The organism is Streptomyces chrestomyceticus JCM 4735 (assembly GCF_003865135.1).
Taxonomy (GTDB): Bacteria; Actinomycetota; Actinomycetes; order Streptomycetales; family Streptomycetaceae; genus Streptomyces; species Streptomyces chrestomyceticus.
This window is the reverse complement of the sequence record NZ_BHZC01000001.1, coordinates 7,703,613-7,716,508: the sequence shown is the minus strand read 5'-3', so window position 1 is coordinate 7,716,508 and position 12,896 is coordinate 7,703,613. Positions and strand designations below refer to the sequence as shown.

Here is a 12,896-nt window from a genome sequence, read left to right as displayed (position 1 = left end):
CCGGGGCCCGTCGACTGCCCGGCTCAGCCGTCCTTACGGGGCTGACCTGCGGTGACGGCGATCAGCTCTGCGGAGCGCCGAACGCCGGGATCACCGAGCCGTCCGTGTACTTGTCCTCGATGAACTTCTTGACCTCGGGCGAGTTCAGCAACTTCGCCAGCTTCTTGACCCGCGGGTCGTCCTCGTTGCCCTTCTTGACGGCCAGGAAGTTGGCGTACGGGTTGCCCTCGGCCTTCTCCAGGGCGAGCGCGTCGGTGGAGGGCTTGAGCTGGGCGCCGATGGCGAAGTTGCCGTTGATGACGGCGGCGTCCACGTCGGCGAGGCGCGGCGCGACCTGCCCGGCCTCCAGCTCGGTGATCTTGATGCCCTTGGCGTCCTCGACGTCGGTCAGCTTCGCGTCCGAGCCGACGCCCTTCTTGAGGGTGATGACGCCGTTGTCGGCGAGCAGCTTGAGCGCGCGGCCCTCGTTGGACGGGTCGTTGGGCACCGAGACGGTGTTGCCGGCCTGCAGCTCGGAGAGCTTCTTGACCTTCTTGGAGTAGACGCCGAGCGGCTCGATGGCCACGTTGACGACCGGCACGACGTGGGTGCCGTTCTTCTTGTTGTAGGTGTCCAGGAACGGCTTGTGCTGGAAGAAGTTCGCGTCGACCTGGCCGTCCTCGGTGACCTTGTTCGGCAGGTTGTAGTCGTTGAACTCCTTCACCTCCAGCTTGAGCCCTTCCTTCGCGGCGAGCTTGTCGCGGACGAAGTTGAGGATCGCCCCGTGCGGGGTGGGGCTGGCGGCGACGGTCAGCGGCGCGCTGCTGTCGGCCTTCTTGCCCCCTCCGGAGGAGGAGACGTCGGAGGGCGCGCTGCAGGCGCTCGCGCCGAGGGCGACGGCTGCCGCGGCGGCGACGGCCACGGTGATGTTGCGGGTGGTACGCACGAAGAGTGCCCCTATCTCGGTTTCTCGGTCGCGCGGGGCCGGCGGCTCCGCGCGGGGTGCGCCCGGCAAAGGGTCCGGGCTCAAGAGGGTCCGCTGGACCCGGTCTCAGGCGCCGACCCGCTCCTTGGGGGTGTCGGCGGATGCGGCCCCGTCGGTCTGTCCGGCGGCGGTGGCCGGGGCGGGTGCCTTGCGCAGTCCGACGCGTACGGAGGAGGAGCCGCGGCTGCCGCGGCGGGCCAGCCTGCGCACGATCAGGTCGCCGAGCAACTGGACGGCGACGACCAGGACGATCAGCAGCACGATGGTGATGACCATGAGGTTGGTCTCGTACTGGAGGTAGCCGTAGGTGTAGGCCAGGTTGCCCAGGCCGCCGCCGCCCACCGCGCCGGCGATGGCGGAGTAGCCGATCAGCGTGATGACGGTGGTGGTGACGGCCGCGACCAGCGCGGGCAGCGCCTGCGGCAGCAGCACCTTGAAGACGATGGTCCAGGTGCCGCCGCCCATCGACTGGGCGGCCTCGATCAGCCCGTGGTCGACCTCGCGCAGCGCGGCCTCGACGAGCCGGGCGAAGAACGGGATGGCGGCGATCACCAGGGGGACGACCGCGCCGGTGGGGCCGATGGAGACGCCGACGATCAGACGCGTGAAGGGGATCAGCGCGACCATCAGGATCAGGAAGGGGAAGGACCGGCCGATGTTCACCACCGCGCCGATGATCTTGTTGACCACGACGTTCTGCAGGACGCCGCCGCGGTCGGTCAGGATCAGCAGGACGCCGAGCGGGATGCCGAACAGGACGGCGTAGAACGTCGACCACCACACCATGAAGAGCGTGTCGAGCGTGTTGTTGTACAGCAGCGGCTGCATCTGCGACCAGGTCACTTGGCACCTTCCTTCACCAGCGCGCCGGCGGGCGCCGTCGTCGCGGGCTCGGCCGGATCGCCGGCCACGTCCACCTGGAGGCCCTGCTCGCGCAGGAAGCCGATGGGCACGACGTTGTCCTCGAAGCGGCCGGGCAGCTCGATGCGCATCCGGCCGATCTGCCTGCCGCCGACGGTGTCCATGGCGGCGCCCAGGATGGAGATGTCCACGTTGTACGTACGGGACAGCTCGGAGATCACCGGGCGGGTGGCGGCCTCGCCGTGGAAGGTGACGTCCACGACGGTGCGGTCCGGTCCGGAGGGCTCGCCGCCGACCGGGAACAGCTCGCGGGCCAGCTCGGAGCCGGGGGTGGCGAGCAGCTCGGAGACGGTGCCCTGCTCGACGACGCGGCCGTTCTTCATCAGCGCGGCCGAGTCGCAGATCGTCTTGACGACGTCCATCTCGTGCGTGATCAGCAGCACGGTCAGGCCGAGCTGGCGGTTGAGGTCGCGCAGGAGCTGGAGGATGGAGCGGGTGGTCTCCGGGTCCAGGGCGCTGGTGGCCTCGTCGGAGAGCAGCACCTTGGGGTCGCCGGCCAGGGCGCGGGCGATGCCGACGCGCTGCTTCTGGCCGCCGGAGAGCTGGGCGGGGTACGCCTTGGCCTTGTCGGCGAGACCGACCAGGTCGAGCAGTTCCAGGGCCTTGCGGGAGCGCTCGCGGCGGTCGACCTTGAGGATCTCCAGCGGCAGCTCGATGTTGTCCTGGACGGTGCGCGAGGACAGCAGGTTGAAGTGCTGGAAGACCATGCCGATGTGGCTGCGCGCGGCACGCAGCGCGGCGTTGGCGCGCTGTCCGTTGCCGGCCAGCGAGGTCAGCTCCTGCCCGGCGACGGTGACCGTGCCGGAGGTGGGGCGCTCCAGGAGGTTGACGCAGCGGATGAGGGTGGACTTGCCGGCGCCGCTCTGGCCGATGACGCCGTACACCTCGCCCTCGCGGACGTGCAGATCGACGCCGTCCAGGGCGGTGACTTCGCGGTCTCCTGAGCGGTAGACCTTGGTCAGGCCCGTTGTGGTGATCACTGGGAATTCCGTCACTGTCGTGTGCCGGGCGGCTCGCCCGCCGGGCACGGGGCATTCATTGCGGAGTGCGGCACGGAGGACCGAGAGGGGGCGCTGTGGGCGCGGTGGCCCGGCTTCGGGTTCCGGTGACGCGGGGCGGCCGGGTCCGTGGGGTACGGCGGTGTACGTCTCGCACGGCGCAAGGCGGCGGGTCTCGCTTCGGGGCGCGAGGCTCGGCGGGGGCCCTCAGCGGTCACACATTCGACACATACGACGAGCACCGGGCGTCAGGAGCGCCTCGGTCGCAGGGGTGCGGTTGCTCGTCGTGGTCATGTCCGCCAGTAAACCAGACAGGCGTACGGACCGATCAAGCCTGTCCGTATGGCGGACAGGCTTGACCGAGGGGTGGACGGCGGGTCAGTCCGCCGTGGTGATCTCCAGACCGTCCGCCGTGGCCTGCACGGACACCGCCGACAGGTTCTCGACGATCACGTCGGCGGACAGCTCACCGGCCTGGTGGGTTGTGGTCAACGCCACGGTGGTCATGCCCGCCGCACGGCCGGCCCGCAGCCCGGCGGGCGCGTCCTCGAAGACCACGCAGTCGGCCGGGTCCACGCCCAGCCGCCGGGCGGCCAGCAGGAACGGCTCGGGGTCGGGCTTGCCTCGGGTGATGTCGTCGGCGGCTATCAGGGCCTTCGGACGGATGCCGACCTCGGCGAGCCGGGCCTCGGCCAGCCGGGCGGTGGCGGAGGTGACGACCGCCCAGCGCTCCGGCGGAAGCTGCGACAGCAGCGCGAGGGTGCCGGGCAGCGCGACCACGCCGCCCGGGACGTCCTCGACCTCCAGTTGATCGATCCGGGCCAGCGCCTCCGGTACCCGGGCGGCGGGCAGCAGATCAGCGATGATCTCGGCGGCCGGGCGGCCGTGCAGCTCGACCCGGGCGAATTCCCCGGGCGTGATGCCGTACTCCTCGGCCCACCTGGTCCAGCAGCGGTTCACGGAGTCCATGGAGGAGACGAGGGTGCCGTCGTTGTCGAAGAGCAGGGCGGCTGCAGAGATCTTCATGCTGCGCCAGGGTACGTGACAGGGGGTGACCGGGCGGAGAAAGTGCGGGCAACTGCTCGGAGTGACCGGCCGGAGCGCCCGCGGGCAGCCGTTCGGAGCGACCGCAGGCGGCCGGTCGCGACGGCCACGGGTGATCCCAGGCGACCGGTCGCGACGTCTACGGGTGCCCCCAGGCGGCCGGTCGCGGCGTCCACGGTCGACCGCCCCGCGTGCCCGCGCCCGGCCTCCGGAGATCACCCACCCGTGACCGGCGGGCCCGCGCGCGCCCCCCGCCCGGCCGCCGATTAGAGTCACCTCATGCCCCTTTTCTCCACTGCGCGCAGCCGCGCCGCGCGGAGGTCCCGGTGATCGACGCGCTGACGGTCGCGATCGGCGTGACCGCGCTCGCCCTGGCCGCCTGGTGCGGTTTCGCCGCGTACCGCGACGAGCCGACGAAGGACTGGCACTTCATCGGCATGGCCCTGGTCTCGCTGCTGGGCGTGGTCCAACTGATCGTCGGACTGGTGCAGTTGGGGGGTGGCCAGACACCGCGCGACGGTACGGCGATCTTCGTCGCCTATCTGGTCGGGGCGGCGGCCTGCGTACCGGCCACCGGTTTCCTGTCGCTCTCGGAGCGGACCCGCTGGGGCTCGGCCACCGTCGCGGCGGGCGCGGTGGTCCTCGCCGTACTGGAAGTGCGGCTGTTCGACATCTGGGGAGGCGGCCATGCCTGAGACATCCGAGGGAGCCCGGTCCTCCGAGACCGCTCCGAAGGGCGCCGCCGGTCAGCGGCGCTCCCTGGGCACCGGCCCCGGGCGGCTGCTGGTGGCCCTGTACGGCGTCTTCACCGTCGCCGCCGCGTCGCGCGCGGCCTACCAACTGATCGCGCAGTTCGACCGGGCGCCGCTGGCGTACATCCTGTCCGCGGTCTCCGCGGTGGTCTACGCCTTCATCCTGTTCTCGCTGGTGCGCGGCGGGGAGGGGGCCCGCAGGGCGGCGGTCGTGTGCTGTGCGCTGGAGCTGGCCGGCGTGCTCGGCGTCGGTACCTGGACGCTGGTGGACCGCTCCGCCTTCCCGGACGCCACCGTCTGGTCGAACTTCGGGATGGGCTACCTCTTCATTCCGGTCTTCCTGCCGGTGACCGGTCTGCTCTGGCTGCGGCGGGCCCGCCGGGCGTGATGCGCCGGCAGGCCCCCGCTGTACGGGACCGGCCGGTCAGGCGCTCGCCACGTAGTCCTGCGGCGCGCCTTCCACGCCGGCCGCCTCCTTCTCCAGCGTGATGCGGCTGAGCCGGGGGCTGACCTGCTCGGTGCCGACGGGGGCGTAGCCGTGGCTGCGGTACAGGCGCAGGTTGGCCTCGCTGCGGTGCCCGGCGGTCAGCCGGAAGCGCTTGGCCGAGCGCTCCGTGGCCAGCCGCTCCTCGACCGCGGACAGCAGCCGTCCGCCGAGTCCGTGGCGCTGCATCCGCGGGTGGACGACGAGCGTGCCGATGGCGGCGGTGCCGTCGGCGCCGACCGTGCCGCGCACCGCCCCGACGACCTCCGTGCCGAGCCGGGCCACCACCACGCAGGCGTCGCTCAGTTCGGCACGCAGGTCATCCAGGGTCTGGGTGAGCGGCGGGATCGAGTAGTCGTCGTACAGCGCGGCCTCCGGCTGGTAGCAGAGGTACTGGAGTTTGAGGATCTGCTCGGCGTCCTGGTCGGTCGCTGCCGAGACGGTCACGCTCATGCCCATGCGCGTTTGCCTCCCCTTGTTCGGTTCGGTGCGCCCGGGCGCGCAGAGGGTGCGAGGGTACGCCCGGACCGGTTGCCCTGACCGACGGCGCCGTGGGGTGCACGCCGCCGTCGTGGCGTGACTGACGCTGCTGCTTCCGGACTCCCCGGTTTCGCGCAGCGGCAACCTCCGCCGTGAGCATTCTGCGCAGGCATTCCAGGCAACGGGAACGGACCGGCCCCAAGCTGCCCTGTGACATTCCCAACGCGGACGCGATTTCGCGATAGGTGAGGTCGGAGCGCGACAACAGGGCGCGTACCAGGGCGGGGCAGCGTCCGGGGAGCCGTTCGGCGACGGCGAGGAGGGCCCGGCGCGCCTCGGCCTCCAGGGCCGCGCGTTCGGCGACGGCGGCGATCGGGGGCTGCGGTCCGGTGGGGTCGTACGGGGTCTCCCACTGCGCCAGCCGCCGTGCGCCGCGGACTTCGGCGCGGACCGCGTGGCGCAGCCAGCGGGCGGGTTCGGCGGGCGGCCCGGCCGCGCGGGTGTGTTCCAGCAGCCGGGCCCACACGCCTTGTTCTAGGTCTTCGGCGTCGGCTCCGGCGGCGGACGCCTCGGCCGCGACTTCGGCGGCGAGCAGGGGGCGCAACGTACGAATGAGGTCGTCGTCCGTGGTGGCGTGCCGCATGGCGTACGAGACGCGGCGGCGCGGCCGGGTGGTTTCGCCGGTGCCACGGCCTCACTCGTCCGTGGCACCGGCGATCGCGGGCTGACGCCGTGCGGCGCCCCGCCGGTCAGCGCTTGCGGAACTCCGCGGCGGCCAGCAGCGCCGTGTCGCAGTTGTCGGAGAAGAGGCCGTCGATGCCGGTGGCCAGGCACTTCTTGAAGTAGCCCAGCGCGTCGCCGTACGCGTTCGGGTCGGTGCCGCGGCGGAAGTCGGCGGGCAGGAAGGTGTTCTCGTTACGGCCGGTGTAGGGGTGCAGGACCAGTCCGGCGGCGTGCGCGTCCTTGACGACGGAGGAGGGCGCGCCCAGCTTGTCGTCCTTGGTGCGCGGGAGGATGACGGTCAGGTCCGGGCCGATGCCCTCCGCGAAGCCGGAGATCCACTTCAGGCCGGCGGGCTTGACCAGGTCGGCGGTGGTGCGCGGGTCGCCCGCCACCTCGAAGTCCCAGGGGCGGTCCTTGAGGGTGCCCAGCAGGACGACCTTGGGGCAGTCGACGAGCTTGCCGAGCCGCTGGATGCTGCTGGGCTCGAAGGACTGCAGGAAGTTGGGCGAGTGCTTCTTGTGGCGGCCGTACTTGCGCAGCAGCCGGGTGAGACGTTCCTCCAGGCCCAGGCCCAGCTTGCGGAAGTAGGTGGGGTGCTTGGTCTCGATGTGCAGCCAGACGCGGCGGCCGCGCTTGCGGCCCTCGCGGTCGGCCCACTTCAGCACCTCTTCGAAGGTGGGTACGTCCCACACGCCGTCATAAAGGGTGTTGTGCTGCCGGGTGCCCGGAATGCGCTCCTTGGCCCGGAGCGTCTTCAGCTCGGCGAGCGTGAAGTCCTCGGTGAACCAGCCGGTGAGCTTGGCCCCGTCCACCGTCTTGGTGGTCTTGCGGTCCGCGAACTCCGGGTGCGCGGAGACGTCCGTGGTGGCCGTGATGTCGTTCTCGTGTCGGCAGACGAGGTGGCCGTCCTTGGTCGGCACGACGTCCTGCTCGATGACGTCCGCGCCCATGTCCAGGGCGAGCTGGTAGGAGCCGAGGGTGTGCTCGGGGCGGTAGCCGCTGGCGCCGCGGTGGCCGACGATCAGCGGTACGGGCAGCTCGTCGTGCGCGCCGTGGCCGCGCCCGCGGGAACTCGCGGCGCTCGCCGTGCCGGTGCCGCCCCAGACCGCCGCACCCGCGCCGAGGGCCGCCGCGCCCAGTACCGTCCGGCGTCCCGGCTGCTGCCGTTCCTGCATGATCGCGCTCCTCGCTCCACGGCGCCGGTGAGGGTGTCCGGCACCTGTCAATGGGTCGGGGCGATCCTAGGCACGTACACCTTTCGGAGGGGAGACCCGGCCCCCAACGCGTGGGAAACACCTGTCAACTCTGCGTATCGGTCCCGTGAACCCGATGTGCGATCGAGGCGGGCCGACGAGTATCGTCCTGGGCTGCATACTCGTGCACGCTCGCGGCGGCCGCCGCAGACCACCCACGACCGGAGGGCCCGTTGTCCCGCATTCTGCTGAAGGCGTTTCTCGGATTCGTCATGCGTGTCCTGTTCCGCCCGAAGGTCGAGGGCGTGGAGCGCATCCCGGGCAGTGGGCCGGTGATCCTGGCCGGCAACCACGTCACCTTCATCGACTCGCTCTTCCTCTCCCTCATCGTCAAGCGCCAGGTGTTCTTCATCGGCAAGGACGAGTACGTGAACGGCAAGGGTTTCAAGGGCCGCCTGATGGCCTGGTTCTTCACCACCGCCGGCATGATCCCGGTGGACCGGGACGGCGGGCACGGCGGCGTGGCCGCGCTGATGACCGGCCGTCGCATTTTGGAGGAGGGGAAGATCTTCGGCATCTACCCCGAGGGCACCCGCTCCCCCGACGGCCGGCTGTACCGCGGCCGTACCGGCATCGCCCGGCTCGCCCTGATGACCGGCGCGCCGGTCGTGCCGTTCGCGATGATCGGCACCGACAAGGTGCAGCCCGGCGGCAAGGGCCGTCCGCACCTGGCGCCGGTGACCTGCCGCTTCGGTGAGCCGCTGGACTTCTCCCGCTACGAGGGCATGGACCGGGACCGCTACGTGCTGCGCGCCGTCACCGACGAGGTGATGAGCGACGTCATGGAGCTGTCCGGCCAGGAGTACGTGGACATGTACGCCACCAAGGCACGCGCGGCCTGACCGCCGCCCCGGCACACCGCGCGCAGGGCCCCGTCCGATCCCGGACGGGGCCCTGCGCGTGGTGCGGCCACTTCCGTACGGGCTAGCAGGGCACGCGGAACCCTTCCGCCGACGGCCGTCCGGCGGCGAGCATCGCGGCCTCGGCCCGGGGCAGCACCTTGCCCTCCGCGCTGCGCAGCCGCGGCGGGACCGTGGTCGCGCCGATCCGTGCGCCCGGCGCGCTGCCGTTCTTCACCGTCACCCGGTCCAGCGGCGCGGGCTCGATACGTCCCTTCTCCTTGACGTACGCCACGAAGCTCTCGAAGTCGCGGTTGTGCCGGAAGGGGTGGGTGAAGCCGGTGAACGCCGGATAGCCGTCCTGGTTCAGCAGCGTGTACGACGGCGCCGCGACGCGGTACGAACGGGTCACGTCCAGCGCGGTGCCGTCGATGAACACGTCGGCCGGGTCGACCCGGTCCCCCGCCGGGCCTGTCGCGTCGAAGCTGTAGCGGACGTTGCCGGAGACGGCCAGCGGCGCGTACTTCAGACCGCCGCCGACGGGCACGGTCCACTGCTGCTCCAGCGCGTCGTGGATCTGCTGCCCGGTGACGGTGGCCGTGACGATCGGGTCGCCGAAGCCGACCGCGTTCCACGCCTTGCCGAAGGCCACCGTGCCGTTCGTCGCGGCGTCGTACGGCAGGTCCCCGGCGATGATGGCCTGCCCGATGCGCGGCGCGATGGCGATGAGGGCCAGGTCGGCGGGGACGGCGGGGTCGAGGTTGGCGTCGTTCATCGGGCCCTGCGGCTGCCGCCCGGCCCACAGCGCCCAGTCGGCCACCAGGTCGCCCATGGTGCTCTCGCCCGCCGCGTTACGGGTGCGGGTGAAGGAGGCGGACTGCTTGCCGAGGGGCACCGCGGCGCGCCGGGTCCCGTACCCCGCCCAGTACTTGACGACGTCCGACAGCTCCGGATGGGGCGCCACGTCGCGGGTGTTGGGGTGGTTGGTGGAGGTGGTCAGCTCGCGGACGACCTTGCCGGTGCTGGGGTCCAGGCGGAGGCTGATCTCGTTGATGATCTGGCCGTGGCAGCCGGCCTCGACGAACGGGCGGGGCACGCCGTCGGGGTCGGGGACCATCATGTTGAAGGCGGTGTGCCAGTGGCCGCAGACGATGGCGTCGATGTCGGGCGAGCAGCGCAGCGCCAGTTCGTAGGCGGGGCCCGAGGGGTTGGTGCCGCTGTTGAAGTCGCCGCCGGCCACCGCGCCGTCGTGCATGCTGAGCACGATCGCGTTGACGCCGCGGGACTTCAGTTCGGCGGCGCAGCGGTTTGCGGTGGCCAGTTGGTCGAGGGTGCGCAGTCCGGGCTGGTAGGAGGCCGGCATGGTCTCGGTGCCGATGGCGGTCAGGTGGATGAAGCCGATCGGCAGCCGTCGTCCCTGTCCGGCGTCCACCCACTCGATGTTGTACGGCGGCAGGACCGGTTCCCCGTTGCGGGCCCACACCGTGTTGGCGCTGTAGTACGCGAAGTCGGCGCCGTGGAACCGCTGTCCGGAGGAGTCGACGAAGGAGTTGTCCCAGTCGACCGTCGGGTAGGAGATGCCGTCCACCATGTGCTGGGAGAGGAAGGCGGGGGACTTGTCGAACTCGTGGTTGCCGGCCGAGGCGAAGTCCATGCCCATCCGGTTGAGGGCTTCGATGGTCGGCTCGTCGGCGAGCGACTCGGCGGGGAACTCCCAGCCGGAGAAGAGGTCGCCGGGCGCGAAGAAGAGGGAGTTGGCGCGGTCCGCCCGCAGCCGTTCGAGGTGCGCGGCCATGTAGGCCACGCCGCCCACGGTGTACTTCCTGCCACCGGCGCCGGTGATGACCGAGCTGCTGCCCGGCGCCGCCTGGAGGTATCCGTGGAGATCGGTGATGTTGAGCAGTTGCACGTCCACGTACTCGTCCGCGGACCGCGCGTCGCGCGCGTGGCCGGAGGCGAAGGCGTGGGTGCCGACCGCGCTGGCGGTGGCCAGAGCCCCCGCCGCGGTGAGGAACATGCGTCTGCCGAGCTCTGCCAAGGTCGTCACCCTCCAGAGAGTGCCCGAGTGCGGGGGAACGACTGGAGAGTCAAACGAGCCATGGGAGCCTCCCGGCCCACACGAGGCGGCCGGAACGTGAACGGGCGGGGGACAACTGCCGTCCCCCGCCCGGTACCACGGACCACAGGGGTCACTGCGGCACCTTCTCAGGAATCACCCGTACCGGTGATGCACGTTTTCACGGTTCACCCGGACCGGTGATAACCGGCCGCCCGGACCACCCGGATCAGTGACGCGCGACCTCGGGCTCGGGTTCGGGCTCCACCGCGGCGGTGCCGTCCTCCAGCCGCTGCCCGCGCAGCAGGAACCACGCGGCGCAGGCGGCGGCGATCAGGACGGCCGCGCCGACCCCGGCCGCGGTGTCCAGGCCGTCGACGAACGCGTGCTGAGCGGCCTTCAGCAGGCCGTCCCCGGCGTCGGACGGCAGGCTCCCGGACGCCTCGACGGCACCGCCGAGCGACTCCCTGGCGGCGTCCGCGGTCGCCTCCGGCACCCCCTGCGGGGTCGCGAAGTCCCGGTAGATGCTGGTGACGATCGAGCCGAGCAGCGCGATGCCGAGGGCCGCGCCCAGCTCGTACGCCGTCTCCGAGACCGCGGAGGCGGCGCCCGCCTGCTCCTTGGGCACGCTGGAGAGGATCACGTCCGCGGTGACGGTGAAGGCGAAGCCCGCCCCGATGCCGACGGCGAACAGGATCGCGCCGAGGGTGAAGGTGCTGGTGTCCTGGCCCAGGCCGATGCAGCCGGCCAGGGCCAGGCCGACCACGCCCAGACCGCCGGCGACGACGAGCCGTACGGACAGCCGCCGGGCGACGTATCCGGCCGCCAGTCCCGCGCCCACCGCGCCGATCGCGGCGGGCAGCTCGACCAGGCCCGCGTTGAGCGGCGAGCGCAGTTGCACCATCTGGAGGAACTGCGAGAGGAAGAAGACCAGGCCGGACAGGCCCAGGATGGTCAGCAGGTCGGCCAGTACGGCGCCGGAGAAGCCGCGGTGCTGGAAGAGCTTCATGTCCAGCAGCGGCGAGGCCAGGGACTGCTGCCGGCGGACGAAGGTGACCAGCGCGAGCAGTCCGAGGACGGCGGCCGCCGCGATGTCCCAGCGGAAGCCGTGCACCGACGCTTCCTTGACCGCGTAGACGACGCCGACCATGCCCACCAGGGACAGGCCCACGCTGGGCAGGTCCCACGGCCCCGGATTCGGGTTGCGGGACTCCGGCAGCACCTTGGCACCGATGATCACCAGCAGTGCCATCACCGGCAGGTTGATCAGGAAGACCGAGCCCCACCAGAAGTGGCCCAGCAGGAAACCGCCGAGCACCGGGCCGACGGCCGCGCCCGCCGAGGCCATGGCGCCCCAGATGCCGATGGCCAGGCTGCGTTCCTTGGGGTCGTGGAAGAGGTTGCGGATCAGCGCGAGGGTGGACGGCATCAGCGTCGCGCCCGCCACGCCCAGCAGCGCCCGCGCCACGATCATCATGGCCGGGCTGCCCGCGTACGCGGCGAGCACCGACATGGCGCCGAACACGACCGATCCGGTCAGCAGCAGCTTCTTGCGTCCGACGCGGTCGCCGAGGCTGCCCATGGAGACCAGCAGACCGGCGATGACGAACGAGTAGACGTCGCCGATCCACAGCAACTGGGTGCCGGACGGGCGCAGGTCCTCACTGAGGAACGGGGTGGCCAGTCCCAGGACGGTGGCGTCCACGCCGACCAGCAGGACGGCGAGGACCAGGACGGCGAGCGCGAGCCAGCGTCCGGGGCGGGGCTGGTCCTCGGCGGTGGCGCCGGTGCGCTCCGCGGTCTCCTTGGCGGGCTTGCTCATTTCTCCATGCTCCGTCGGATGCCGCCGAGCAGCAGCTCGGCGATCGAGTGGTCGAGGTCCCTGCGGGCGACGCGCCCTTCGTGCACGGCCCACGCGCCGGCGCCGATCAGTCCGTACAGCGCCTCGGTGAGCCAGACGGGCGTCAGGTCGATCCGGAGGTCGCCTTCCTCCTGGCCGCGCCGGAAGAGGGCGTGGATCCGGGCGTCCAGCCGCGCCCAGCCGTCGTTGACCTCCTCGCCCTCGAAGAGCTGGTTCTCGGTGTAGAGGAAGGCCAGGAAGCCGGCGACCGGCTCGGATGCGGTGATCAGCCGGCGCAGCGCCGAGACGGCGTCGTCCTCGTCCAGCCGGGCGGCGTCCAGCGCCTCGGTGAACTGCCGGATGCCCAGCTCCTCCAGCGCCTTGATCAGGGCGTCACGGCCCGCGAAGTGCCGGTGGAGGGTGGCCCGGCTGATGCCGGCGGCCTTGGCGATCTCGTCCATGCCGGCGGTCGCCTTACGGGTGAGCAGGCCGGCGGCTTCTTTCAGTACATGTTCTCGGTCAACGGCCATGAGACACAGGCT

General features: G+C 71.4%; 12 protein-coding genes and 1 pseudogene. 3 read left to right on the top strand and 10 right to left on the bottom strand.

The genetic code is table 11. From position 1 onward, the window contains the following. Positions 1-61 precede the first annotated feature (61 nt). The 4 genes from EJG53_RS33820 to EJG53_RS33805 all read right to left on the bottom strand — a co-directional run bounded on the left by EJG53_RS33820 (position 62) and on the right by EJG53_RS33805 (position 3,909). Positions 62-925: a MetQ/NlpA family ABC transporter substrate-binding protein gene (locus EJG53_RS33820; RefSeq protein ID WP_125048100.1), complete on the bottom strand. Its 864-nt coding sequence runs from the start codon at positions 923-925 to the stop codon at positions 62-64. Between the two features lie 105 nt (positions 926-1,030). Next, positions 1,031-1,807 carry a methionine ABC transporter permease gene (locus EJG53_RS33815; RefSeq protein WP_125048099.1) on the bottom strand — a complete coding sequence of 259 codons (777 nt, stop codon included), beginning with the start codon at positions 1,805-1,807 and terminating at the stop codon, positions 1,031-1,033. Further along, positions 1,804-2,865, bottom strand: a complete 1,062-nt coding sequence (locus EJG53_RS33810) for a methionine ABC transporter ATP-binding protein (protein ID WP_167515203.1) — start codon at positions 2,863-2,865, stop codon at positions 1,804-1,806. Before EJG53_RS33810 ends, EJG53_RS33815 begins: the two co-directional genes overlap by 4 nt. A 396-nt stretch (positions 2,866-3,261) precedes the next feature. Further along, entirely contained in the window at positions 3,262-3,909 is a 648-nt protein-coding gene (locus EJG53_RS33805; protein ID WP_125048097.1) for an HAD family hydrolase, read from the bottom strand. A 344-nt stretch (positions 3,910-4,253) separates the two neighbouring features. Here EJG53_RS33805 and EJG53_RS33800 point away from each other — a divergent pair, with 344 nt between their 5' ends. Further along, positions 4,254-4,622 carry a hypothetical protein gene (locus EJG53_RS33800; protein ID WP_125048096.1) on the top strand — a complete coding sequence of 123 codons (369 nt, stop codon included), beginning with the start codon at positions 4,254-4,256 and terminating at the stop codon, positions 4,620-4,622. Continuing rightward, complete coding sequence (locus EJG53_RS33795; protein ID WP_125048095.1) at positions 4,615-5,067, top strand: hypothetical protein; 453 nt, start codon at positions 4,615-4,617, stop codon at positions 5,065-5,067. The genes EJG53_RS33800 and EJG53_RS33795 overlap by 8 nt, the downstream gene beginning before the upstream one ends. 36 nt (positions 5,068-5,103) lie before the next feature. On the opposite strand, the gene EJG53_RS33790 is transcribed toward EJG53_RS33795, so the two are convergent. The 3 genes and pseudogenes from EJG53_RS33790 to EJG53_RS33780 all read right to left on the bottom strand — a co-directional run bounded on the left by EJG53_RS33790 (position 5,104) and on the right by EJG53_RS33780 (position 7,541). Continuing rightward, positions 5,104-5,622 carry a GNAT family N-acetyltransferase gene (locus EJG53_RS33790; protein WP_125048094.1) on the bottom strand — a complete coding sequence of 173 codons (519 nt, stop codon included), beginning with the start codon at positions 5,620-5,622 and terminating at the stop codon, positions 5,104-5,106. Between the two features lie 142 nt (positions 5,623-5,764). Continuing rightward, positions 5,765-6,286, bottom strand: a pseudogene (locus EJG53_RS42950) (sigma-70 RNA polymerase sigma factor region 4 domain-containing protein); the annotation flags it as partial. A 106-nt stretch (positions 6,287-6,392) separates the two neighbouring features. After that, positions 6,393-7,541 carry a glycerophosphodiester phosphodiesterase gene (locus EJG53_RS33780; protein WP_125048093.1) on the bottom strand — a complete coding sequence of 383 codons (1,149 nt, stop codon included), beginning with the start codon at positions 7,539-7,541 and terminating at the stop codon, positions 6,393-6,395. 251 nt (positions 7,542-7,792) lie between these two features. Here EJG53_RS33780 and EJG53_RS33775 point away from each other — a divergent pair, with 251 nt between their 5' ends. Continuing rightward, entirely contained in the window at positions 7,793-8,461 is a 669-nt protein-coding gene (locus tag EJG53_RS33775; RefSeq protein WP_125048092.1) for a lysophospholipid acyltransferase family protein, read from the top strand. Positions 8,462-8,543: 82 nt separating this feature from the next. On the opposite strand, the gene EJG53_RS33770 is transcribed toward EJG53_RS33775, so the two are convergent. The 3 genes from EJG53_RS33770 to EJG53_RS33760 all read right to left on the bottom strand — a co-directional run bounded on the left by EJG53_RS33770 (position 8,544) and on the right by EJG53_RS33760 (position 12,884). Further along, positions 8,544-10,475 (bottom strand): bifunctional metallophosphatase/5'-nucleotidase, encoded by a 1,932-nt coding sequence (locus tag EJG53_RS33770; RefSeq protein ID WP_174856590.1) that lies wholly within the window; start codon positions 10,473-10,475, stop codon positions 8,544-8,546. 268 nt (positions 10,476-10,743) lie between these two features. Then, positions 10,744-12,336: an MFS transporter gene (locus tag EJG53_RS33765; protein WP_125048091.1), complete on the bottom strand. Its 1,593-nt coding sequence runs from the start codon at positions 12,334-12,336 to the stop codon at positions 10,744-10,746. Then, a complete protein-coding gene (locus EJG53_RS33760; RefSeq protein ID WP_125048090.1) occupies positions 12,333-12,884 on the bottom strand; it encodes a TetR/AcrR family transcriptional regulator in 552 nt (183 codons plus the stop codon). Before EJG53_RS33760 ends, EJG53_RS33765 begins: the two co-directional genes overlap by 4 nt. Positions 12,885-12,896 lie beyond the last annotated feature (12 nt).